This is a genomic window from Methyloversatilis discipulorum, from assembly GCF_000527135.1.
Classification (GTDB): Bacteria; Pseudomonadota; Gammaproteobacteria; order Burkholderiales; family Rhodocyclaceae; genus Methyloversatilis; species Methyloversatilis discipulorum.
Genome location: NZ_AZUP01000001.1, coordinates 3,259,861 through 3,284,035, shown reverse-complemented (window position 1 = coordinate 3,284,035; position 24,175 = coordinate 3,259,861). Strand labels below are relative to the sequence as shown.

Sequence of the window (24,175 nt, the reverse complement as noted above, 5' to 3'; positions counted from 1 at the left end):
GGGTTCAGCCGCGCGTGGCGAGGAAGTGGCGGAACTCGCTGGCGTCCATAGGCCGCGCGTACAGATAGCCCTGCGCGATCTCGACGCCCTGCTCGCGCAGATAGTCCGCCTGCTGTTCGGTTTCGACGCCCTCGGCCACCATGTGCAGGCCGCGCGTGCGAGCGATCTCGGCAATGTGCGGCACCAGCGGCGCGTGCGGCGTTTCGGAACCGATGGTGCCGACGAAGGCGCGGTCTATCTTCAGCGCATCGACCGGCAGGTCGTGCAGATAGGACAGGCTGGAATAGCCGGTACCGAAGTCGTCCAGCAGCACCTTGTGGCCGGCTTCGCGCAGCCGCGCCAGCACCGCGCCGGCCGAGCCGGCCTGGATCAGGTTGCGCTCGGTCAGTTCGAGTTCGATCTGGCTGCGGCGGATGCCGTTGCCGTCCAGCGCGTCGGCCAGCAGTTCGGTCAGGTCGCCGCGCTCCAGATCGTGCGAGGCAAGGTTGAGCGACACCGTTAGCTCCGGCCGGCGCTGCAGCAGGTCGCCGATTTCGGAAATGGCGGTGCGCAGCACGCGGGCGGTGATTTCGTGCTCGAAGCCGGAATGCTCGGCCAGATGCACCAGGTCGTCGGTGCTCATGACCGGCTCGTTCTGATCGGGCCAGCGCACCAGCAGCTCGGCGCCGACGCAACGACCGTCGGACAGCCTGATCTGCGGATGGTAGGCCACGCGCAGTTCGCCGCGACGTATCGCCGACAGCAGCGCGCTGGCCGGCGAGAAGTATTGACGCGCGAAGCGGCGCACCGCCCACATCAGCATCGTGCTCACCAGCACGCCGAGCAGCGTCATCATGACCAGCGGCTCGGTCCATGCGGCCATCAGCTGGGCGCGCGACTGCGCACCGACGGCGACGATGGGCAGCTGCGCCGACTGCGCGACGGCATACAGACGGTCGCCCTGGATGCGCTCGCGACCGGTCACCGCGGTATCGATCATGCTGGGCAGCAGCGGCTGGTCGAGGTGGGCGAGCGGCAGCCAGTCGGTGGTGCTGAGCACTGCCAGCTGGGTGTCGCCGACCGCGCGCGCCTGGAAGTGGCTGGCGTGGATCAGTGCGATATGGCTGCCGCGGCCGATGGCCACCGACGGTCTGACGTCGTCCAGCGTGTGCGTGACGCGGAACCAGATCTGCCGCCCCTTGCCGTCCGACCAGTCGGCCGCCGGCAGCACGCGGTGTGCGTCGCTGCCCATGCTGCTGCAGGCGATCTGGCCGTTCTCGACATAGGCGATCTCGCGTACGAAGGGCGTGCAGTAGGCGATCTGCCGCAGCCGCTCGATATGGGCCGGCGAGCAGGCTGGCTGCGGGAAACTCTGCAGGCCGCCCAGTTCGGACTGCGCGTCGTCGAACACCTGCTCGGCGCGTGCCAGCGCCTGCTGCGCCAGCGCATCGAGGTGCTGGGATTCCACCCGCAGCGTGTAGGCCCAGGAGAAATAGAGCGCGGCCGCCACCGGCAGCAGCCCGGCAAGCAGGGCGGCCACGGTCAACAGCGTGGTCAATGCGCGACGTCGCATCGGAAGCGTTCTTCGATTATGGCGGCCGCTCGGGCGACCTTATTCTTGATGTGCACAGAAGCGGAAGTTTAAGCGCTTGCGACCCGGTCGCAGCGCGCCGACGGCGCAATCTTCGTGCTTTTTTGTGAATGCCCGGCGTCAGCGCAGGGTGAGCAGCAGTTCGACGCGTGCCTGCACCGGCGTCAACGCGCCGGCCGACGGCAGCGCCTGCGCCGTCGTCTCGACGATGCTGCCGCGGCCGATGCGGGTGGCGCGCAACACCGCGACGCCCGCCGCCTGCGCGCGCAGCAACGCGCTTTCGAGCGCAGCGGACAATGTGCCGTTGCCGGTGCAGGCGGCGACGATGCCGCGCGCGCCGAGCGCCACCAGCGCATCGACCAGTGCGCCATCGACCCCTGCCGCGCTGACGACGATGTCGACGCGCGGCCAGTCCTCGCGCTGCGTACAGGCCAGACCGAGCGCCTCGCCCGCCGGCCAGTCGCGCAGTTGCCGCAACCGTCCCTCTTCCATATGGCCGAGCGGGCCGGCGTCACCGGAATCGAAGGCGTCGGTGCGGTAGGGGTGCACCTTGCGCACGTCACACCCGGCATGCACCGCGCCGGCGACGCAGGCGAGCACGCCACGCGCGCCCGGCAGCGCGGCGAGCCGCACCGCGTCGAGCAAGTTCTGCGGTCCATCGGCCGCCAGCGCGGTGGCCGGGCGCATCGCCGCGGTCAGCACCACCGGCTTGGCAGGTGCCAGCACGCGATGCAGGAAGTAGGCGGTTTCCTCCAGCGTGTCGGTGCCGTGCGTGATGACGACACCGGCCACCTCGTCGCGCGCCAGGTGATGCGCGGTGCGCTGCGCCAGCGCACGCCAGATGGCGAAGGACATGTCCTTGCTGTCGACCTGCGCCACCTGTTCCGCTTCCAGCGCGAAGCCGGCCAGTGCCGGTATCGCCGCCAGCAGGTCGCCGACGGCGATCTGCGCGGCGGTATAGCCGACGTTGTCGCCGGCCTGCCGGGCCTGACCGGCGATGGTGCCGCCGGTGCCGAGGATGACGATGCGTTTCATCGTGTCGGTTCGCGAGTGAAGTTGCCGCATTCTCGCGGAGCGCTCGCGGCACGCGCAAGCGCGCGCGTGGTCGAAGCCGGCGACGCGGCTTCACAGGTCGCCGCCGCTTCGGACACAATGCAGGCCGCCGGGCACCCGCGGCGGCTTGCCCGCCGCCGGCGCTGCGCCGCCTCTCACTGGATCTCATTCATGCGCGTACTGTTCTTCTTCGCCGCCCTCGGCTTCGCCATCGTCGGCATGTCCGGGGTGACGCTGAGCCTGCTCAACCTGATCGACGAAAGCCAGACCGGCGGCTGGCCGCTGTGGCAGTCGCTGATCATGACCGCGGTCGGCGTCGCCGGCTTCCTGTTCTGCCTGATCAAGGTGATACGCGGCGTGCGCGAGGAAACACCGCCCGCGCCGCCGAAGCAGGTCGACTGACACAGCGCCCGCACGGCGGAGGACGACGGCATGGCCCTGGACGTAATGGCGGTCGTGCTGTTCGCGGCACTGCTGCATGCCGGCTGGAATGCGCTGGTGCGCAGTTCGCAGGACACCTTCGGCGACACCGTGTTCATGGTCGGCGGCGCCGCGCTGTGGGCGGCCTGCCTGCTGCCGCTGCTGCCCTTGCCGGCGCCGGCCAGCTGGCCCTGGCTGAGCGCCTCGGTGCTGATCCATGTCGCCTACTTCTCGCTGGTGGCACTCGCCTACCGTGGCGGCGAACTGGGTCTGGCCTATCCGCTGATGCGCGGTTCGGCACCGCTCCTGACCGCACTGGCGGCGACGCAGCTGCTCGGCGAACGGCTGTCGCCGGGTGCGTGGACCGGCATCCTGCTGATTGGCGGCGGCATCCTGCTGCTGGCCGGCGACGCCCGGCGCCGCGGCCACCTGCACCTGGGTTCAGCAGCGCTGGCGCTGGTCAACGGCGCGGTGATCGCCGGCTACACGCTGATCGATGGCCGCGGCGCGCGCCTGTCCGGCTCCGCCTTCGGCTACACCGCGTGGATGCTGCTGCTGACCGGTCTGGCGCTGGCTCTGATCTTCTGCCTGCAGCGTGGTCGAACCGGCCTGGCCCGGCTGCACGGCAGCGGCCGGCGCGCGCTGATCGGCGGCGCCGGCACGCTGGCGTCCTACGCGCTGGTGCTGTGGGCGATGACGCGCGCGCCGATCGCGCTGGTGGCGGCACTGCGCGAAACATCGGTGGTGTTCGCGCTGCTGATCGCCGCTCTGGTGCTGAAGGAGCCGGTCAGCCGGACGCGCGTCATCGCCATCGTCGTCGTCGGCACCGGCGCAGTGGCGCTCCGGGTGCTGCAGTAAGCGGGCGCTAGCCGCGCGCCGCGCGCAGCTTGGCTGGCGTGGTGCCGAGCCGTGCGCGCAGCACGCGCGTCATGTGCGCCTGATCGGAAAAACCGCAGCTGGCCGCCACCTCCTTGACCGCCAGGTCGCCGGCGGCGAGCAGCTGGCGCGCGCGTTCGACACGGCGGTCGATCACGAAGGCATGCGGCGCCCGCCCCTGTGTCTCGCGGAAGCGGCGGTGGAAGGTGCACACGCCGAGGCCGGCCGCCTCGGCCATGTCCTCCAGCGTCAGCGCCTCGTGCAGGCGGCTGTCTATCAGGTCGAGCACGCGGCGCATCTGCGCCGGCGACAGGCGGCCGCCCGGCAGGTCGTGGCGGAAGGTGACCTGGGCGTACTTGCGCAGCAGGTGCACCGCCAGCTGCGTGCCCAGCGTTTCGGCATACAGCGGGCCGCCCATTTCGGGCTGCACCGCCTCCTGCGTGATGGCATCGGTGATCGCGAGCAGTGTCGGGTCGCGCGCGCACAGCACGTCGTGCAGCCGCACCTCGGCCACCGGTCTGTCCATCACCTCGCCGGCCACGCGCGACATTAGGCCGTTCGACAGATAGACGTGCGACACGTCGATCTGCTGGGTCCAGTGCCAGTGCGAGGCCTCCGACATGGTGAGCAGCGAGGCGTCACCCGGACGGCAGTCGGCGCGCGACCAGCGCTGGTCGAAGCAGCGATCCATCGGCGTCTGGCCGGCGGCGTAGCGCACGACCATGAAATGATCCAGCGGCGGGATCGGCACATCCAGCCCGGCATAGCGATAGGAGCGGTGGCCCACGCCCTTCCAGCCGAGGTTGTCGCTCGACGAAAGCACCTCGCCGGGCACCCACTGGGGCAGTTCTTTCGGCGTGATGATGTTCGGCATGTCGTTCTCCCCCGACGAGAAGGCCGGACGCGGTCCGCTGCGCCGCCGGTCACGCCTGCCGGCACAAGCCGGCAGGCAGGGGCAGCTTAGCAGAGCGTCCGGCGCGCCGAGGTTGCAGCGCAGCGAAACCGCCACGCGCTCAGCCGGCAGGCGTGGCGAGCAGCTCCGCGAGGTGGACATCCACCTGCGCCACCATCGCCGGGTCGGTGCCCAGCAACGCGAAGTGGCCGTCGATGCTGTCCAGCACGCGCAGTTCGCTGCCGGCCACCAGACGCTGTTCGCGGCGGCAGTCCTCGGGCGGGAAGAACATGTCGTGGCTGATCGGCATCACATACATCTTCGCGCGCACGCGGGCGAGCGCGGCCGCGAGATCACCGCCGGCGTGGCGGCTGACGTCGCCGCGCTGCCACTTCCACGCCATGCACAGCAGGTCGTTGGCATCCATCGGCCCGAAGTAGCCGACCATGAAACGATCGACGAAATCGGCGACCGACTCGAAACCGAGCACGCGGTGCCGCCCTTCGCGGAAGAAGTCGACACTCCAGCCCATCACCGTCCACAGCTTGGCGTGCCGGCGCAGGCCGTCGATCACGTCGTACGAGGCGGCGTAGCGACCGCCCTTGAAGTTCGGATCGGTGACGATGGCCTCGATCAGTGTCTCGGCGAACAGGTAGTCGTGTTCGCTGTTCTTCGCCGTGCCGGCCAGCGGCGCCGCGCGCAGCACGCGGTCGGGAAAGCGCACCGCCCATTCCCAGGTCTGCTGCGCGCCCATCGAACCGCCGACCACCAGCGCCAGCTTCTCGATGCCGAATTGCTGCGACAGCAGGCGCTGCTGCGCACGCACGTCGTCGCCGATGCGCACGCGCGGAAAGCGCTCCATCGCGATCGCGCCATCGCTGTTGTGCGGCGAGCTCGACAGCCCGCTGCCGATCTGGTTGATCTGGACAATGAAGTACTTGTCCGGATCGAGCGCGTGGCCCTTGCCGATGTAGACCTGCTCGATGATCTTGCTGGTGCCCGAGTACCAGGTGGGCACCAGGATGGCGTTGTCCTTGCGCGCGTTCAGCGTGCCGTGCGTGACCACGGCCAGCCTGCAGTCGGGAATCGTGCCGCCCTCTTCCAGTTCCAGCGCACCGATGCTGATGAGCTCGTAAGGGCCGTGCATGTCCTGGCTGTAATAGTCGTTCTGGATCATCTTCCTGCTCCTCCGTCGTCGCCGTCACCGGGCGGTGCGGCGCTGTGTCCGGGTCCGGCCGGCGATGCCGGCCGGGTGCATCGCCGATCAGGCGAAGGTGAAGCCGCGATAGCCGCTGGCCGCGACCTCGTCGCACTTCTGGCGGTAGGTGCCGACGCCACCGATATAGGACAGCAGACGGCGCGGCTTGCCCGCGACGTTGGTGCCCATGTACCAGGAGTCGGTCTTCACCACGAGCGTCCTGTTTGCCGTCTCGTCGTGGTGGGCGACCCACTGGTCCTGCAGCGCCTTCGACGGCTCGATCACCTGCTGGCCCTTGTCGCGCATCGAGCGTATGCAGGCGGTGATCCAGTCGACCTGCTGCTGCAGGCAGGTGGTCATGTTGCACAGCGCGGCCGACGGCGCCAGCGGCGCGCCGGTGGTGAACATGTTGGGATAGCCGTGCACCTGCAGGCCCATCGTGGTGCGGATTTCCTGTCCCCACTCCTCCTTCAGCGAACGGCCGTCACGGCCGCGGATGTCGATGCGGGTGAGCGCGCCGGAGCCGGCGTCGAAGCCGGTGGCGAGCACCAGAATGTCGAGTTCATGCACGGTGCCGTCGGCGGTCATGACGCCCTCGGGCACGATGCGTTCGATCGGCGCCTGCTTCACGTCGACGATGTCGACGTTCGGCTGGTGGAACACCTCAAGGTAATTGCTCTCCAGCGGCACGCGGTGGGTGCCGAAGCCGTAACTGGTCGGGATGAGTTTTTCGCACAGTGCCGGGTCCTTGATGCGCGCGCGCATCTTGTCGCGCACGAATTCGGACACGACGTCGTTCACCTTCTCGTCGAAGAACATTTCGGCGAAGGAGGCCAGCCACAGCGCCAGCGAGCCGTCGGCCCACAGCCGCTCCAGCACCTCGGTGCGCTGCGCCGGCGTGAGGTCGGCCCAGGCGCCGTTCTCGAAGTCGTACTCGAAGCCGGAAAAGGTGCGCGCCACGCGGTCGCGGATCTGCGCGAAGCGCTCACCCTGCCTGGCCCAGTCGGCCGGGCTGTACTTCGGGTTGCGCATCGGTATCACGTACTGCGGCGTGCGCAGGAACACCTTCAGGTGGCCGACCTGCGGCGCGATGGTCTGGATCACCTGGATGCCGGTGGCACCGGTGCCGACCACGCCGACGCGCTTGCCGACGAACTCGACCCGTTCCTTCGGCCAGCGTGCCGTGTGGAAGATCTGCCCGCGGAAGCTGTCCTGCCCCGGAAACACCGAGGTCAGCGGCGCCGACAGCATGCCGGTGCAGCAGATCAGGAAGCGCGCCGTCACCGTATCGCCGGCGTCGGTAGTGATCGCCCACTGCCGCTTCGCTTCGTCGTAGCGCGCCGCGGTGACGCGGGTGTCGAAACGGAAGTGCTTGCGCAGGTCGGCACGGTCGGCGACGTAGTTCAGCCAGCGTTCGGTTTCCGGCTGCGCCGGGAAGCGCTCGCTCGGCTGCCAGTTCTTGAACATGGCCTCGTCGAACCAGTACTGGTAGATCTCCGCCTCGGAATCGAAGCGCGCGCCCGGATAGCGGTTCCAGTACTAGGTGCCGCCGACGCCGGAGCCGGCTTCGAAGCCCTGCACCGACATGCCCATCTCGCGCAGCCGGTACACCTGGTACAGCCCGGCCACGCCGGCGCCGATCACCACCGCGTCGAAGGTGTTCGCGCCCTCGGTCGCTCCCGCCGCTTTTGCGGCCACAGTTGCTTCGCCCATCTTCCCCTCCGTCATTTTGACTGTGTGCAGAACCCGGAATGTCCCCGCGCGGGGCGGGACCATCTGGCGCTGACTGTAGGGATGGACGAACGGACGGGCTTGAACGATTCCGGCGATCTTTTGAATGAAACCGGAAGACCGTCAGGGTGCGAGGTTGACGAAGGGGATGGCGTCAGACCCTGACCACGATCTTTCCGACCTGACCGCCCGATTCCATGTATCGGTGAGCGTCGGCGATGTCGGCGAACTCGAACACCCTGTCGATGACAGGCGAGAGAGCGCCCGACGACAGCCCCTCCGAAATGAACAGCTTCGCAGCGGCAAGTCGCTCCGGTACGGTCGTGATCTCGAAGAGTTCGTAGCCTCGCAAGGTCAGATGCCGCGACAGCACGTCCATAACCGGTACCGGAATATCCGCAGCACTCAGAGCCCCGTACTGATAGTAGATGCCTTGATCGGCCATCGCACTGAACAACGCACGCGCTCCAGGGCCGCCGACGGGATCGAATACCAGACGCGCACCCTGACCACCAGTGACTGCCCGGATCTTCTCGGGCAGTTCGGGATCGCTGCTGGCAAACACGTGGGCCGCGCCGGCAGCCCTGAGCTGTTGTTCCTTGTTGAGGGTGCGCGTCAATGCAATCGGCGTCGCACCCACCATGTTCGCCATCTGGATTGCGGCGAGGCCGACACTGCTGGTCGACGCGCCCAGCACAACCGTGTCCCCGGCACGCATCCCACCCATGGATACGAGCGCGCCATAGGCGGTGACGAACTGCATCCAGGTGGCCGCAGCCTGCTCGTAGGAAATGCCGTCCGGAATCTTGACCACGGCATGGGCCGGCGCATTCACCCGCTCGCCGTACATGCCGTAGTCGGCGAACGAGAAGGCTGGAATGACGCTCACGCGATCCCCGACCCGGACTTCGGTCACGTCGGATCCGACTGCCAGCACGTCCCCTGCCGCCTCATAGCCAAGGGTCGCGGGGAAGACAGGGTCGATGACATATTCGCCGTTGCGGAACATGATCTCCGCCCGGTTGATGCCCAGAGCCCTGACGCTGATCTGAACCTCGCCAGCGGTGGGGGCGGCAACATCGACCTCCGCGAACTCGAGCACCTCTGCACCACCCGTGCGGTTGAAATGAATGACTTTCGACATGAAACGAATACCTCCAGGAAAGCGGGAAATCGCAAATGCGCGATGTCGCAAATCTAGGAGGCCCCGGCGATCTCAGATAGCCGCCCCGGGTTAATTCACTGTTGCCGCTCCAGTAACAGTCACCCGGCGCAGGACTTCCCGATGAGCTCGGTCAGCCACTCGATGAACACGGTCGTCTTGCCCGGTAGGTGTGTGCGGTGCGGATAGAGAATCGAGATCGGCTTCGGGGACGGCGGCAGGTGCGGCAGCACCTCGATCAACCGGCCCGAGTCCAGGTAGGGCTGGAGCGACGGACGAACCCCCTGAATGACGCCCATCCCGGCCAGGGCACATGTCAGCAGTGAATCCGAACTGTCCGTCACGATCGCGCTGGGCAGTCTCAGCCGGGTCTCGCCCCTGCGCTCGTTGAATGTCCAGTCGACAAGACGCCTGCTTCGTCCACTGACGAAATTGATGGCCTTGTGCGCCCGCAACGCGTCGATCGTAAGCGGCATTCCGTGCTGCTCGATATAGCGACGTGACGCGCACGTGACCATGCGGACCTGTCCGACGCGCCTGGCCACCGCGCTCGAATCATGAAGCTCACCCAGGCGGACAACGCAATCGATACCGTCATCGAAGATATCGACCGGCTGGTCCGAAACACCGAGGTGAATTTCGATCAGCGGATGAGCGCGCTGAAAATCGGGCAGAGCGGGAATGACGATGGATCCGGCGATCGTGGCCGCCAGACTGACCTTGAGCTTTCCCGTCGCGCTGCGTTGGGCACCCGAGTAGCTGGCAAAGATGTCTTCGATGCCGGAGAGAAGCTGCACGGTCTGCTGATAGAAGTACTCGCCTTCGTCCGTGACGCTCAACTTGCGGGTCGTGCGGTTGAGCAGCCGGATTCCGAGCTCGCGCTCCAGACCCTGGACTGCGCGCGTGGCAACCGGTCTGTGGAGCTGCAGGTGCTCTGCCGCCGCGGAAAAGCTCCCCTTCTCGACAACCTGCACAAAGATGCGCATCGCCTCTATACGATCCATATTGCCGCCCTCCTTTTCGGCGTTGCGTCGGGCCGCCAGGCCGGTAACGGAACGCACAGTGCGGCAGGTCCGGAACCGAAGCAAGCGATGGGCCCTTGCGTGGTCACGGGGTCAGAACTCGATGACCATCTTTCCGAAGTGCTTCCCCGCTTCCATGCGCTGGAATGCCTCTGCCGCGCGTTCAAACGGCGTCACCGAATCGATGACCGGCACGATGTCATGCGCCTCGATCGCCCGATTCATCGCCTCGAACTGATTCCTCGATCCGACCGCGATGCCCTCGACGCGGATCATTCTTTCAATCATCGGCACGATGCCGACCGTTGCCGAGAACCCGCCGAGAAATCCGACGACACCCACGAATCCGCCGAACGCGACCGCCTTCAGTGATTCGGACAGCGTGTTGCCGGCCGTCTCCACCACGATGTCGACACCGCGACCATCGGTGGCCGACATGACAGCGGCCGCCCACTCCGGCGTGGTGCGATAGTCGATGACGTGATCCGCACCCAGTGAAACTGCACGAGCGGCCTTCTCCTCATTCGAAGTCAGCAGGACGACGCGCGCGCCCATGCTCCTGGCGAGCTGCAGTGCGAACAGAGACACGCCCCCCGTACCCTGCACCAGCACCCAGTCACCGGCCTTGATGTTCCCGGCGCGCAGAGCGGACCACGCAGTCACCCCCGCAATCGACAGCGTCGACGCCTCGAAATGGTTCAGGTTTCGCGGTGCGAGGACGGCGTCATCGGCCGGCACGACGATGAACTCCTGAAGCACCCCGGTTCGCGGCCAGCCAAGCGTCCAGTTCGCTCGACGCTCCGGGATGGGGAGTCCGCCGTACCATCCCTGAATAAAGGTGGGAATCACGCGATCGCCCACACGGAAACGGGAAACCGCAGAGCCGACCTCGGCGACTTCTCCGCTCGCATCCGACAGCGGCACGAAGGGAAAACCGATGTCAGGCTTGTAGACGCCCTTCATCACGACGAGGTCGCGATAGTTGATGCTTGCCGCCTTTACCCGTATCAGTACCTCATCCGGACCCGGTCTGGGCACGGCGAGGGTGGTCATGTGCAGATCGGCAAGACCGGCCGAGTTGAGCGTGATCGCACGCATGGTGGTGGATGTCATTGAACTCCCTTTCCGGTGGACTTTTCGCCGTCTTCAGGCAACCGTGTAGCCACCATCGATCACCACGCCCTGACCGCTGAAGAAGGTGGCGCGAGCGGACGCCAGGAAGAGCACGAGATCGGCCACTTCCTCGCTCGTCCCGATGCGACCGGGCGGCGTGCTCTTCGCAAAGCCCTGCTTGGCCTCCTCGCTGCCCCAGACGCGATCCTGGAAAGGTGTATCGATGATGCCCGGGCACACGGCATTGATCCGGATGCCCTTCGGGAAGTACTCGAGCGCAGCGGTGCGCGTCAGTCCAAGTACGGCATGCTTGCTCGCGATATAGGGGGAAAGGTTCTGGAATCCGATGAATGACCCCATGGACGCGTTGTTGACGATGGCGCCACCACCGGATTCGAGCATCGCGGCGATTTCATGCTTCATGCTGAAGAAGACACTCTTCACATTGGTGCTCATCACCCGATCGAAGTTGTCGATGGGCTGTTCATGCAGGGGCGCGGCAAGCCCTTCTGTACCGGCGTTGTTGAAGGCGACATCCAGCCGGCCGTAGCGCTGGACGGCCTGATCGATGACGCGACGGACGTCCTCTTCGCGTGTCACGTCTGCCTGGACGAAGACGGCCTCGGCTCCGAGCGCGCGTGCGGCCGCGGCCACTGCTTCGCCTTCCTCGCTTCGGCGAGCCGCCAGGACCAGGCGTGCTCCTTCGCGTGCAAAGGCCAGCGCAGCTGCCCGGCCCATGCCTGACGAAGCTCCGGTAATGACAACTGATTTGTTCTGCAGATCAAAGGTGTTCATTTCGCTCTCCTGAGTTGATTAGGAACGGGTGAGCGAAGTATGAAAATCAGAATTGGTCCCGTATATGGATCAATATGCGTTTTAAAATTACAAAATATGGAATTATTGGATCAAGACTCGCGAGGCGGCTTGAAATGGAACGTCTGGAACTGCTGAAGGTACTCTGTGCGGCGTCGGAATCGACCAGCTTCCGAGGCGCGGCGATGAAGCTCGGACGCTCGCCTCAGGACATCACACGCGCCGTACAGGAGCTGGAGCGGGAGCTCGGTGAGGTGCTGTTCCACCGGAGTACCCGCAAGATCCAGATCACGCAGTTCGGCGAACGGTTCGCGATGCGAGCCCGCGATGCCCTGGCGGCAGTTGACGGGTTGTTCGACACACGGGTGTCCGCACCCGATTCGGACATGCAGGGGCGCGTCCACATTACTGCGCCGGGTGCGATCGGCCGGCGATTCCTGGCACCCGTGATATCGCGCCTCGCCGGCGCGCACCCCGGCCTGATCATCGAACTCAGCCTCAGCGAAAAGGTCGCCGACGTGGTAGACGAGCGAATCGATATCGGGATTCGAATCGGGTTCATGCGTGACCAGCGCTTCGTCGCACGGCCGGCCGCGCGGATCGGTTTCGAGGTCGTTGCGGCGCCTTCGTTGATCGACGAGCATTCCAGACCGGAATCGATCACCGACCTGCAGGCCCTTCCCGTCACCGCGCTCATGGACATCAATTCCGGGAAGGCGTGGCCGTGGCATTTCAAGAGTGGCCAGCAATTTCTGCCCCACCGGGCAAACTTCATCACCGACGACCCCGAAACCGAGTGTGAGGCGGTGCTGAACGGAATGGGCTTCGGGCAACTGCCGTGGTATCTGGCCCTCCCCCATATCCGCAGCGGACGACTTGTGCCGGTGCTGCAAGTACATGCGCCGGACCCGTGGCAAATCTGCGTCTATCGGCCCCAGCGATCGCCAGTACCCAGGAGAGTCCGCATCGTCTTCGACGAAATCATGCGCACCCTCTCCGATGACACGCTGTTCCCCCAATCAGGACCCGCGGACGAATCACGCTGAGCCCAGGATGCCGGCAGAGCGCCGGGTGAGAAGGACGGAAGCCGGCGGTCAATAGTGCCCTGCTTGATGCGCGACTTCTGATGTTGACGCCGGCGCCCCCCCCGGACCAGTCGATCGAGCGGATGACGCGACTGATCGGGGGAAGTAGGCGAGATCCAGGCCACACGCACGTTGCGACGCCGCAAAAAGAAAAAGGCCAGTTCCGGAGAACTGGCCTTTTGCTCAATGCATCTGGTGGGTTGTGAGTGGCTCGAACACTCGACCTACGGATTAAGAGTTGATCCACCCAGGCCTTCCGGGTACTTGCCGGGGTTTTCAACCCCTTGTTTCATCAGAAGTTTCTCCGAACTCGTCCGAAGTGCTCCGCAGTCAGACGCGGGCCTCCGAACACTTCAATGCTACCACTTGCGCTAACACCATTTGTCATAAAACGTGGCGACAAAAGGTTGAAGCGCGTCTTGGCATCAAGCCGATCCCGCGCCGAACTGATCTGAGGCCGGGGTTTCGCCGATCACTCAGCGGCAAGCCATCAGCGGGCGTCCGTCGCTCCGCGCCCCAGCCAATCACTGCCTTGCGCACCTGATCCCGGTATGGACAAGCGCGCTGCGCTTTTTGGGAGAGAGGACTCGCTCGTATCAACATGAGTCGACGTGACAGCTGACTCGCTAGACCGGTAAAGCAGCGTTCAGCCTGCACACGAAAAGAAAGTTTTCTTAAAACGTGTACTTTCAAGTGAAAGATTTCTATATTCACACCTGAAACCGAAGATAGCTTGCGCGACTGCTCACTGGTTTCTGTTGAAATCAACCGCGCTGAAATGGAGCGAACTACATGACCACCAATGAAGAAGTAGTATCCGCCGCCGAATTAGGCCGGCACCTGATGCAGGTACGTGAGCGCAGCGGCATGAAGCAAGCGGAACTCGCTAAGCGCGTCTCGCTTAGCCCTGCGGTGCTGTCGCGCATCGAGAGCGGCGACCGTACTGTCACCCTCCAGGAAGTCCAAGACATCCTCGACCAGCTCGACACGCCCGAGGCAGCAGAGCTCGCGAAGGCGCTCCATCGGACGTGGCAGGTGCTTCCAAGACCCCCCCTAGACCATCCCAACCAAGACATGCTCTGGGAAGCCGAGCAGGTTGCTCGTGAGCTCGCGCAACTCCGAGATCAGCCTGACACGCCGCATGCCTTTGAGCGTCGGCTGTCGGAGTACACCGACGAGCTGAACCGTGGAGCGGCGATGCTGCTTAAACGTGAGCACCAGATCGCCTTCATTGGCAGCATCGGCGTCGGCAAGTCCACGGCCATCTGCAAGATGACTGGCCTCGAAATCCAGAAAGAGGATGGGTCGATGACGCCAGTCCTTGAGGTCGGTGGCGGAGGCATCACGGTGTGCGAAGTTCATCTACGCACAGGCCCCCAGTTTGGCCTCATTGTGGAGCCCAAGGACGACAACGAATTACGGCAGGACGTCTTGGATCTGGCTGACAGCATTCTTAAGGGGGCCGTCGCTTCCGAAGAGGAGGGGCCTACTGGCCAAGAATCGCAGGGCATCTCCAAGGAAGTCGCCCGGGCACTGCGCAACATGGCCGGCCTCGCCGTCCAACGTACCAAGGGCCCAGACGGCAAGCGAACGACGACAGACCCCGCCAAACAGCTGGCGCAGGAGTTCCCCACGCAGCGCGAATTCGCAGTCGAGTTTCTCAGCCGCATGAACCTGCATCGTCGTGACAAACGGGACATCTGGTATGACAGTGCCTGTGGCAAGTCACCAAAGGCTTGGTTGCGCGACATTTTCAGCGCCATCAACAACGGACGGAGCCCCGACTTCACTCTGCCGCGCCGCATCGAAGTTGTGGTCCCTGAGAGGTTGCTACAGGTGGCGGACCTTACGGTGCGCTTCATTGACACCAAGGGGATCGACCGGAACGCCGCGCGCGAGGACATCGAAGTCCACTTCGATGACCCACACACGCTGGCTGTCATGTGCTCTTACTTCAACAATGCCCCCGGCGCGGAAGCACGGCTCCTGCTCGAACGAGCGAAGGATGCCGGCGTTCGCACATTGGACACAAACGCAGCCCTTATGGTGCTGCCTCGTCCAACCGAAGCACTCGCAATGAAGGACGACGCCTCAAGTGCCCCTGTCGAGAGCGTCGAGGAGGGCTACGAGCTGAAGGCCGAGCAGATCGCCCTTGCTCTCGAACCCCTCGGCCTGCAAACGCTAAGCGTAGCCTTTTTCAACGCCAATGAAGACGCGGCGTCATCAGCGCAGGCGTTTCTGCTCGAACGACTGACGCGCGCGCGCGCGGCGTTCTGCACACGCCTTGGCGAGGCCATTAACGGTGCGCGCACTTTGCTACACAATCACGGCGAGGAACGCATACAGGCGGTACTTCGGGACGCTGGCGAAACAATGCACACGTGGGCAGCACAGAACGCCACTGTTCCGCCTCCACAAGGCCACGTCCAGGAGAGCCTGCTGGCACAAATTCAAGTCGCCTATGCCAGCACAGTGCGGGCGGCTGTGCGCCGCGAGGGCGAATGGCCGCAACTGAGCTATGCGCACCATATTGGCTACAGCGCCAGACGCCTCGCTGTAATGGCCCTCGAAAAGCCAGTGCAGCAGTTTACGGGTCACTGCAAGCTCTTGGCAGCAACACCGCGATATGCAGAGGCAGCAGAGCTGCTGGCTCAAGCTGAGCGCGTGCTGACCGCCTCCTACGAAGAACTGCTGCGAAAGGTCCAGTTGATGGCCCAAACAGTTTTCAGGGATGCGCTGAAGGCGGACCCCTTTCTGTGGCAAGCCTGCATGGACGAGTGGGGTCAAGGCCCTGGTTATAAGAGCCGCGTCGCCGAGCACAATCGCGAGTGGTTCGGAAATGAGGCCCGACTGAAGCTGGAAGACGAGCTTAAGTCTCTCATCGCACGCGAATGGGCACGGGCCTTGGCGAACGTAACCACGTTGCTCGAACCTCAGCAGACAGCGGCCAGGTGATTCCCGTTATCGAAATCGAGGGCGATAATCGTAAAGGTTGCCTTGCGTGCTCCGTGTTTGACCTGAGGACGCCATCGACCAGCGCGCGCCGGGCACCCAGCGGTTGGTCCTTCGTCACGCGCTGCTCTAGGAGCGCGTCGTGGAACATCGACGCCAACGGCTTTACTGGCTGCGCACGAGAAATTGGGAAAGTAGGAAGGACTCCTATCTGGAGTCCCCCCCGAACCCTAGGCCGAGACCACTTGCGCCACCGCTTCTCACACGGTGATTCAAAGCCAAGAAGAGCCAAAGTAAAAATACTACTGCTCAGCATTGCGCAAAAATACCTTAGCCTTGCCAACTTTGACATGACTGTCTGCACCGTCCGGTGCCGGGTAAGGAAGCGACGAAGGACGAGCCAGGACAGATACTGATCCTTGATGAGGTGGCTGCCTACCTGAAGGTGGGCAAGCGCACAGCCTATCGCTTGGCTGCTGCCAAAAAATCCCTGCCTTCAAAGTGGGAGGTGCTTGGCGCTCTCCCGCGCGGGCTTAGACGGCTGGATAAGGCAGCAGTCGGCGCAGACATTGGGTAACGGCTCGTGGTCAGCATGGCACCGGAGAGCTCAGGGCTATTCGCCAGTGATATTGCTGCCTTTTTTATGGACAACTGCTCAACAGGGGCGCAATGCGGATTTTGGGAATGTTGTAAATGGCCGTGTCAAAAGCAATTCGACGAAAGATCGCCCGGCTCAGGGGAGGAAATCCGCCACGGTTTATGGACCTGTTCGCCGGATGTGGCGGCATTTCGCTTGGGTTTGCCACGGCAGGCTTTGAGCTAGCTGCCTCAGTAGAGCTGGACCCATGGGCCGCCGAGTCCCATGGGGCCAACTTCGCGGCGATCAGCCAAGGGAATAACCTGCAAGCCCACTTCAAGGCCCGCGACATAACTCAGGAGGATCCCGGCTCCATCTTCCGGGACCTGGGCATCGCCGGCCGAGTCGATGAGCAAGTGGATGTGCTCGTGGGCGGACCGCCCTGTCAGGCCTTTGCGCGTGTCGGGCGCGCGAAACTTCGTCACGAGGCTTACCGCCGCGACGAGGATGACGCGGACATTGCATTTCTGGTCGACGGCCGGGTGAACCTCTGGCAGCGTTATCTGCACTACGTCCGCGAAACAAAGCCTCTCGCTCTTCTGATGGAGAACGTGCCGGATATCCTGAATCACGGGGGTAAGAACGTCGCCGAGACCGTGGCCGAGCACCTCCGCGAAGAGGGCTATGTGGTCCGCTACACTCTGCTCAATGCTTCGTGGTTCGGCGTCCCCCAGACAAGGGAGCGGATGTTTCTGATTGGTGTTCACGAAAGCCTGGATGCTGACGTCGTGTTTCCCACTCCCACTCATTTTACGGTGCTGCCCGCTGGATATGAGGGAACCCGCGCGACGGCCCGGAAGCTGATCCCGCAGCACACTAGGCACAGCCGGGAGGTCGAGCACAGCCACTGCTGGATTAGCGATCCGTCCGAAGAGGACGGCCTGCCGCCGGCTACCACTGCTGGCGAGGCGCTCGCCGACCTGCCCCCGATCTTCGCCATGGATCTGTTAGAGCGCGGACAGATCGCGCGCGGCCGGAAGGATCCTGCCGAACCCGTGTTCTACACCTCCCGTCAACCGACCACCGCCTGGTCCCGATTGATGCGGCAATGGCCGGAATTCGGCACTACCGATAACACCACCGGCCACGTCATCCGCTACCTTCCCCGCGACTACAAGATCTTCCGCATGATGGAGGAGGGCTGGCAATACCCGGAGATCTGGCGCTTCGTCGAGGAAAAGCGCCAGCAACTAATGAACAAACGGTGGCGGTCGGGCGAAAGCAGAGGAGCTGACGCTGACGAGATGCAGGCCTTCATCAAGAATTGGACGCTGCCCTACGACCCCGGGAAGTTTCCGAACAAGTGGTGGAAGTTGTACCGAGACAAGCCCGTGCGCACGCTAATGGCGCACCTCGGCAAGGACTCCTACAGCCACATTCATTTTGACAGCGAACAGGCGAGAACCATTTCGGTCAGGGAGGCGGCGCGGCTGCAGTCCTTCCCTGATGGGTTCGTGCTGCGTGGAAGTATGAATCCTGCCTTCAAGCAGATTGGCAATGCCGTACCACCGCTCGTTTCCTACGCAATCGCCATTGAGATACGCTCGATGATCGGCTGCCAGCCGATTCCGGACATGCGCAGGGAATTGATGGGCTTGAAACAGCAGCCGGCAGTGATCGCCGAGAGGAGTGAAAAGAAGAAATGCGTTTCCTGATTCTGCGAGTCCTTACCCACAGCGAACTAGGGATGTTCCACGAGTACCGCCGCCAGGGGAAGGAGGGGTCCAAGCAGAGGGCCGTGAATTTTGACTGGGACGTGGTTGACCGGGTCTTCCCGGCCGCCAAGGATTCCGATCAAGTCGAAATGGACCTGATGTACGACACGGACAGCGGGGTGCACACGGCGAGGCAGTGGCTGAAGCGCCAGGAGAAGAACTGGCGCCTTGAAGGCAACTGCCCGAAGGACAAGCTCTACCAGTTTGTAGCTCCTGGTTGCCTGTTCGCCATGGAGATCGAGGCCGGAGCGACCCCTGCCTCCGGCTCATGGGCGGTGTTTCCGAAGGACGACCCGGTAACCCGCGCGATTCTGGCGGACGGCGAGAGCAGCAAGCTTGCAAACTCGGGCATGATTGCGCTGCACGGCGAGGAGGGTGAGCGGACTTGGCGAATCCTCAGCGAAGCCCGCCCGGATCTATTCTTGGCTCCCCGGGAGGGAGCTGGGACTGCTCCGGCCTCGTTCATTGCGAGACCGAATGGTGTAGAACTGCCCCCCAACCCCGCCCGGCTGGTGAATATCCTGGCCGCGGTGGGCCACACGATGTCCTCGGCTGTCGCTGACCTAGTGGACAACGCTATCAGTGCCGATGCAACCCGGATTGATATCACCTTCGGGCGGCCGGACGGCGGGCACGGCCGGTGGATGAGCATCGCCGACAATGGTTGTGGAATGGAGCGAGCCAGATTGGCCGAGGCCATGCGGATCGGCAGCGATTCCGAGTACGAGGACAACAGCCTCGGAAAATACGGCTACGGCCTGAAGGGCGCCTCCTGGTCCCAGACCAGGGTCTTCACAGTTGTGAGCAAACGCGATGGGGCGCCAGCACACCACCTGACCTGGGACGCCAAGGATATGGAGGGATGGATTGCCAAGTCCGACCCTCTGGAACCATGGGAGGAGGAGGCGACTGTGCTCGGAAACCAGGGGACGGTGGTTCTCTGGAAGGACATGCGTCCGCCGCAGAGCATGCCGAACACCCGTGGGCTGGACCCTTTTTCGTTTGAGGTCATGCTTCTGGAGCGTCATCTCGCGCTGGTCTTTCACCGCTTCCTGGAAGGTAAGGCGGCAGGCAGGAAGCGGGTCAACATCACCATCAATGGCAACCACGTCGAGCCGAACAATCCGGTTGGCCACCCGTTGGCCGTCGCCTACGACGAGAAGACAGTTCGCATCCCCACTGAGGCGGAAGATGGCAAGGTTCTGGTGCAGGCCTATCTGCTGCCGACCGAGGACGAGATCGCGGCATATCACGAGGCCGACGGTGCCGATGCCGCACGACGGGCACGTGAGCTGATCAGTCTGCACGGCAATTGGAACGATACTCAGGGGCTCTTCATTTACCGCCACGACCGCCTTATCAAGTGGGGCGGCTGGCATCAGATGTGGAAAACCAACGACGAGAAGACCAAACTCGCCAGAGTAATCGTCGAGTTCGACAGGGCGCTAGACGACGCCTTAAAGATCAACATCAGCAAGCAGATCGTCCAGCTTCCCATGCAGCTTCAGACCGAGATTAAAAGTCTCGCCGATATTGTTCGCAAAGACAGCCAGAAGAAGTACCGCAAGCCACGGCAGACACTAGCCACTCCGCCGGTGCCGTCTCCTGCCAGCGGCAGTGCGGGAGCCAGCAGCGCCGCAGGGAATAGCACCCGAAAAGCGCCCGCGCCCGCTGTATCACCTGCCGGGTCGACGAGGGAGGCGCCCGCTCCAGCGCCGCGGATCGGGGTGAAGGAGGTAAAGACGGACAAGTTTTTGTGGAAGGTGACGAAGGGGCTGACCGGTTCTCTCGACATTCAGGTCAGTGAGCTCAACCCGGGCCTGTCCGCCCTGGTGAGGCAGATCCGCTCCGACCCTCATGCCCTCGCGCACTTGGCAGACTTTCTCTGTGGCCTGGATGAGATGGAAGTCCAGAAGCACCTGATGGCTGAACGAGACAACTGATGGAGACAGTCCGTATCGTTGGGGCGGTACCGCCGAAGCCGGTCTGGACGGATCGCCTCATCACCGGATCATGGACCCATTGGGGCCGCCTGGATGCGCTGCTACGCGCCGACCCAAAGTGGGAACCGCAGCAGGTCGACTCGGTGGCCGCCGAGTCACTCAGAGTTCTGCGTCATCTCCCGGATCCACAGCAGGGCTCTCCGTTTCAGGGACGCGGTCTGGTCGTCGGTTATGTCCAGAGCGGCAAGACAGCGAACTACACCGCTGTCGCGGCGCGTGCTGTGGACGCGGGGTACCGGATGGTAATCGTCTTGTCCGGCATCCACGATTCCTTACGGAGCCAGACGCAGAACCGCCTGGAACGGGAGCTGATCGGGGCGCAGGCGGACGGTCTGCCGGGGGAAAGATGCGGAGGGGAATGGTGCACGCTGACAACGCCCACCGAGGACTTCACATCGCAGGATGAGCACGTCCTCCAGTTCCCGGGACCCTTTCTTGCTGTCGTGAAGAAGAACGTCGCCGTCCTGCAGAAGCTGGATCGCTGGTTGGAGTCTGCCTCGAGTTACCTTGATGACATGGCCGTGCTGGTCATCGACGATGAGGCGGACCAAGCGTCAATCAACACGAAGGGTAACCGGCCGTCGGACCCAGCCGTCGGCGAGGACGACGACAACGATGAGAATCTGGCGCCATCCAAGACCAACGCCCTGATCCGCTCGATACTAACGCGGGCAGCGAAAGCGGCCTACATCGCCTATACGGCCACTCCGTTTGCCAATGTCCTGATCAACCCGGAGGCTGTCGACCGGAGGGTTGGCGTCGACCTCTTCCCCAAGGATTTCGTCATCCAGTTGCCCCGTCCGAAGGGCTACACGGGAACCGAGGAACTCTTCGGAGTGACCGCCCAGGGGCGTGATGTGCTCCGCACGGTGTCAGAGGCGGATGTGAAGGCGTTGCGGGGTTCCCGCAAACGCAGAAGGACCGAGATCGTCCTGGGCTTCGCCAGAGACACGCTGCCGGATTCGCTCGCCGACGCCCTCATCTCGTTCTGTCTTGCCGGTGGCGTGCGGAACCTCCGCGGGTTCGCCGGAAAACCCCACACCATGCTGGTGCATGTGAGCCAAAGGACGGATGACCAGAGGCGCATCGCCGATGCCATCCGTGAACAGTTGGATTTGTGGCGCGAGGCCGAGCGCCAGGGCCAACGGATCGAGATGATCTTCGGCCCGGTATGGGAAAACATAAAAACCGGCGTCGATATTCCCGCGAACGACGAGACCGTGCTAAAAGCCGCCGTTGCAGTGCTTCGGGAGCTCGTGGTTCTCGAGCTCAACAGTATCAGCGGTGAGAACCTGGAGTATGACGAGAAGCCCGGACGGCATATCGTAGCGGTAGGCGGCAACCGGCTGTCCCGGGGGTTGACGCTGGAGGGGCTGACGGTCTCCTATTTCCTGCGCACCGCCTCCATGTGCGATACCCTGCTGCAGATGGCCCGCTGGTACGGCTTCCGTCGCGGTTATGAGGATCTCATCCGTATCTGGACCACCGACGGGATCGCCCGATGGTTTTCAGAACTTGCCCTTGTCGAACAGTCGCTGCGGGATTCCATCATCGCACTGGCCCACGCCGGACGCAGACCGGATCAGATGGCCATCCGGCTCCGCGCGCACAGCGATCTTCTTCTGACGGCACGTAACAAGTCCCGCACTGAACAAGCGCGGCAGGACTCCTGGTCGGGTGAGCACCCGCAGACCGTTTTGCTTCCCCTGTCCGATCCGTCGAAATTGCAGGCCAACTTCACCTTGACGGACCGCTTCATTGCAGAAGTTTCGCCCAGTGTGCAGCGCAACGGGGGACTACTGGCGCGCGACGTTGCTCCAGAGACCATCGCGACATTCCTTCGTGGCTACCGAATCAACGAGGACATTGTCGTCTTCCGCAACGATCTACTGGCCGACTGGATCATGGAACGGGCCGCAGTTGGGGAACTGACCGACTGGTCTGTATTTGTTGCGTCGCCCGGTAGCGAACGAACCATTTCCCTTGGCGGTAGAGAGGTCGGCCTTGTCCGCCGTAAGCGTGTCAGCAGCGAGAGCATCGGCATTCTGACTGACCCCGCTCATGAAGGAGTAGACCTGCCAAACGGTCCGGATGCCTACAAACGGGACAGTGGCGCCTACGACGCAGAGGCCATGCGAGCCGCCAGACCGTCGACCCAGGGGCTTCTTATCGTCTATCCGTTGGATCCTGAGTACCTCGATGTTCCGCACGCAAAGCCCGTGATCGCCTTGGCTTTGAGTCTGCCGCAGACGACGGACGCGGGGACAACATGGATTGTGAACAGCATGGTGTCCAATGATTGAAGGCATCACCCCAATGCATTGGGCTCAGCTCCGTTCCATGCGGCCGCAGAGCGAGGACGCTTTGGCCACCATACCGGTCAAGGTGAACGGAAGCGGTACTTCACTGTCTTTAGCCATGGACCAAGGCGGCCACCTGCACCTGTTGATCCCTGTGGACCATGGTCCGACTGGGGCTCCACCGTCTGATCTGAACGGACTCAAAGTACGACACCGGAGCCTTGAGCCGGGAGAAGTGCTTGCACTCTCGGCACCGCCGTCGCATGAGCAGGTGTTCACCCCCTTCTGCAGGGATATTGTGGCTGCGGTTGTGCAGGAGGCACGGGAGCCTTGGAAGGCAGTGGCTGCGACGATCCGAGCGTGGCAGTCGGCGTGGAAGCCGGTGCGTCCAGCGATGGACAAGACCGTCCAGATCGGACTCTTCGGTGAATTGCTGGTGCTGCGCTCCTTGATGATTCCGGTGCTCGGACCGTCCGCCGTCGACCATTGGAGCGGGCCGGATGCGGAGCGCCACGATTTCGTCGGTGAGCGGTTGCGTATCGAGGTGAAGACGACACGCAAGAGCCGCCCCGAACATGAGATCTCACGCCTGGATCAGCTTCGGGCGCCTGCCGGATGCCAGCTGTTGTTCGTCTCTGTCCAATTGGAGGAGAGCATCGCAGGCGACGAATCGTTGGCGACTCAGGTGGATGCGATCGTCGACCTACTTCGCACCGATGCTGCGGCGTTGGACTGGTTCATGACGAAGATGGCGAACCTGGGGTGGTCTGAGGAGGTGCGGAGCTCTGGAGAGCTTCTGCGCTTCCTCGTGCGGGGTGCGGAGGTATACGTCGTCGACGAGGAGTTTCCCCGAATACCTGACGACTTCCTGCCCCCATCGGGCGTAGTGTCGGTGAAGTACACGGTTGATCTTGCAAATCTCCCCTCACTTGGGCTGGACGAGGTAACCAGTGTCATCAAGAGCGCAACCCGGTGCAATGAGTCCTGATCAGCGCGGCTCAGATCCGAAAAGCACAGGACGGAAGCGGCGGAACCCCAAGACCGGACCGCTGACGCGATCTGAGAATATGTCCAGGATACGTGGCAGGGATACGAAGCCCGAACTAATAGTGCGCCGTGCGCTCTGGGCTTCCGGGCTCCGTTATCGCCTATATGACGGGCGACTGCCCGGTCGCCCCGATCTGGTTTTTGCTGGGCCACGCATGGTGGTTTTCGTTCACGGCTGCTTCTGGCATTGTCATGAAGGATGCATTAATTTTCGCATCCCGAAGACCCGCTCGGAATGGTGGGCTGCAAAGCTGGCAAGAAACAAATTGAGGGATGCCAAAGTCCGGGCCGATCTCGAGGCGGGGGGATGGCAGGTGATAGTGATTTGGGAATGCGAAGTGGAGAATCAGGCAGTTCTCGCTTCGATCGCCAAGGCATTGAAATCTTTTCCCAAGCTTCTAAGGCATCGCGTTCGGGAGTCAGCTATCGGATAGTGCTCCGCCGAGGAGTTGGTTCTTTACGAGAGATCCGATTGATCCAGAAAAGGTCAATACAGTTTTCTTGAGCAAAAACGAGATTTGTTATTCAAAGGTACGTTGATAGCCGAGCGCGGACGTTTAAGGCACCGCCCCCGAGTAGATATAAA

At 63.4% G+C, this 24,175-nt stretch carries 19 protein-coding genes and 1 tRNA gene; 9 read left to right on the top strand and 11 right to left on the bottom strand.

Going from position 1 to position 24,175, the window contains the following annotated elements; translation table 11 throughout:
- Positions 1-4: 4 nt before the first annotated feature.
- Both METFAM1_RS0115360 and METFAM1_RS0115355 read right to left on the bottom strand, forming a co-directional pair.
- A complete protein-coding gene (locus tag METFAM1_RS0115360) occupies positions 5-1,537 on the bottom strand; it encodes an EAL domain-containing protein (RefSeq protein WP_019916280.1) in 1,533 nt (510 codons plus the stop codon).
- 153 nt (positions 1,538-1,690) lie between these two features.
- Entirely contained in the window at positions 1,691-2,605 is a 915-nt protein-coding gene (locus tag METFAM1_RS0115355) for an asparaginase (RefSeq protein WP_019916279.1), read from the bottom strand.
- A 189-nt stretch (positions 2,606-2,794) separates the two neighbouring features.
- On the opposite strand from METFAM1_RS0115355, the gene METFAM1_RS0115350 reads away from it, so the two are divergent.
- Both METFAM1_RS0115350 and METFAM1_RS0115345 read left to right on the top strand, forming a co-directional pair.
- Positions 2,795-3,025, top strand: coding sequence for a hypothetical protein (locus METFAM1_RS0115350; RefSeq protein WP_024300751.1), 231 nt, complete (start codon positions 2,795-2,797; stop codon positions 3,023-3,025).
- A 30-nt stretch (positions 3,026-3,055) separates the two neighbouring features.
- Positions 3,056-3,901, top strand: coding sequence for an EamA family transporter (locus METFAM1_RS0115345; protein WP_024300750.1), 846 nt, complete (start codon positions 3,056-3,058; stop codon positions 3,899-3,901).
- Between the two features lie 7 nt (positions 3,902-3,908).
- Here METFAM1_RS0115345 and METFAM1_RS0115340 read toward each other — a convergent pair whose 3' ends face one another.
- The 8 genes from METFAM1_RS0115340 to METFAM1_RS0115310 form a co-directional block, all read right to left on the bottom strand.
- Positions 3,909-4,793, bottom strand: coding sequence for a helix-turn-helix domain-containing protein (locus METFAM1_RS0115340; protein ID WP_019916275.1), 885 nt, complete (start codon positions 4,791-4,793; stop codon positions 3,909-3,911).
- Positions 4,794-4,932: 139 nt separating this feature from the next.
- Positions 4,933-5,988, bottom strand: coding sequence for an alpha/beta fold hydrolase (locus METFAM1_RS0115335; RefSeq protein ID WP_019916274.1), 1,056 nt, complete (start codon positions 5,986-5,988; stop codon positions 4,933-4,935).
- An 87-nt stretch (positions 5,989-6,075) separates the two neighbouring features.
- Complete coding sequence (locus METFAM1_RS20255) at positions 6,076-7,476, bottom strand: flavin-containing monooxygenase (protein WP_232419782.1); 1,401 nt, start codon at positions 7,474-7,476, stop codon at positions 6,076-6,078.
- Between the two features lie 72 nt (positions 7,477-7,548).
- Complete coding sequence (locus tag METFAM1_RS21240; protein WP_232419780.1) at positions 7,549-7,722, bottom strand: NAD(P)-binding protein; 174 nt, start codon at positions 7,720-7,722, stop codon at positions 7,549-7,551.
- Positions 7,723-7,894: 172 nt separating this feature from the next.
- Positions 7,895-8,884 (bottom strand): zinc-dependent alcohol dehydrogenase family protein, encoded by a 990-nt coding sequence (locus tag METFAM1_RS0115325; RefSeq protein ID WP_019916272.1) that lies wholly within the window; start codon positions 8,882-8,884, stop codon positions 7,895-7,897.
- A 119-nt stretch (positions 8,885-9,003) separates the two neighbouring features.
- Complete coding sequence (locus METFAM1_RS0115320; RefSeq protein ID WP_019916271.1) at positions 9,004-9,963, bottom strand: LysR family transcriptional regulator; 960 nt, start codon at positions 9,961-9,963, stop codon at positions 9,004-9,006.
- A 54-nt stretch (positions 9,964-10,017) separates the two neighbouring features.
- Complete coding sequence (locus METFAM1_RS0115315; RefSeq protein WP_157256639.1) at positions 10,018-11,037, bottom strand: zinc-dependent alcohol dehydrogenase family protein; 1,020 nt, start codon at positions 11,035-11,037, stop codon at positions 10,018-10,020.
- A gap of 33 nt (positions 11,038-11,070) precedes the next feature.
- Positions 11,071-11,832, bottom strand: coding sequence for an SDR family NAD(P)-dependent oxidoreductase (locus METFAM1_RS0115310; protein ID WP_027490932.1), 762 nt, complete (start codon positions 11,830-11,832; stop codon positions 11,071-11,073).
- Positions 11,833-11,966: 134 nt separating this feature from the next.
- On the opposite strand from METFAM1_RS0115310, the gene METFAM1_RS0115305 reads away from it, so the two are divergent.
- Positions 11,967-12,896: a LysR family transcriptional regulator gene (locus tag METFAM1_RS0115305; RefSeq protein ID WP_019916267.1), complete on the top strand. Its 930-nt coding sequence runs from the start codon at positions 11,967-11,969 to the stop codon at positions 12,894-12,896.
- A 232-nt stretch (positions 12,897-13,128) separates the two neighbouring features.
- Here the strand turns inward: METFAM1_RS0115305 and METFAM1_RS20945 are convergent.
- Positions 13,129-13,218: transfer RNA gene (locus tag METFAM1_RS20945), tRNA-Lys, on the bottom strand.
- Between the two features lie 509 nt (positions 13,219-13,727).
- Between METFAM1_RS20945 and METFAM1_RS0115300 the strand changes: the two genes are divergently transcribed.
- From METFAM1_RS0115300 to METFAM1_RS20685, 6 genes are all read left to right on the top strand, one after another.
- A complete protein-coding gene (locus METFAM1_RS0115300) occupies positions 13,728-15,890 on the top strand; it encodes a helix-turn-helix domain-containing protein (RefSeq protein WP_024300746.1) in 2,163 nt (720 codons plus the stop codon).
- A 756-nt stretch (positions 15,891-16,646) separates the two neighbouring features.
- Positions 16,647-18,179, top strand: a complete 1,533-nt coding sequence (locus tag METFAM1_RS0115295) for a DNA cytosine methyltransferase (protein WP_019916265.1) — start codon at positions 16,647-16,649, stop codon at positions 18,177-18,179.
- The gene (locus tag METFAM1_RS0115290) at positions 18,167-20,182 is read left to right on the top strand and encodes an ATP-binding protein (protein WP_019916264.1); all 2,016 of its coding nucleotides are present in this window, start codon (positions 18,167-18,169) and stop codon (positions 20,180-20,182) included. Before METFAM1_RS0115295 ends, METFAM1_RS0115290 begins: the two co-directional genes overlap by 13 nt.
- A complete protein-coding gene (locus METFAM1_RS0115285) occupies positions 20,182-22,545 on the top strand; it encodes a Z1 domain-containing protein (RefSeq protein WP_019916263.1) in 2,364 nt (787 codons plus the stop codon). The genes METFAM1_RS0115290 and METFAM1_RS0115285 overlap by 1 nt, the downstream gene beginning before the upstream one ends.
- On the top strand, positions 22,538-23,530 hold the full coding sequence (locus METFAM1_RS0115280) for a PD-(D/E)XK motif protein (protein ID WP_024300744.1): 993 nt from the start codon (positions 22,538-22,540) through the stop codon (positions 23,528-23,530). Before METFAM1_RS0115285 ends, METFAM1_RS0115280 begins: the two co-directional genes overlap by 8 nt.
- Positions 23,520-24,023: a very short patch repair endonuclease gene (locus tag METFAM1_RS20685; protein ID WP_019916261.1), complete on the top strand. Its 504-nt coding sequence runs from the start codon at positions 23,520-23,522 to the stop codon at positions 24,021-24,023. Before METFAM1_RS0115280 ends, METFAM1_RS20685 begins: the two co-directional genes overlap by 11 nt.
- Positions 24,024-24,175: the final 152 nt, after the last annotated feature.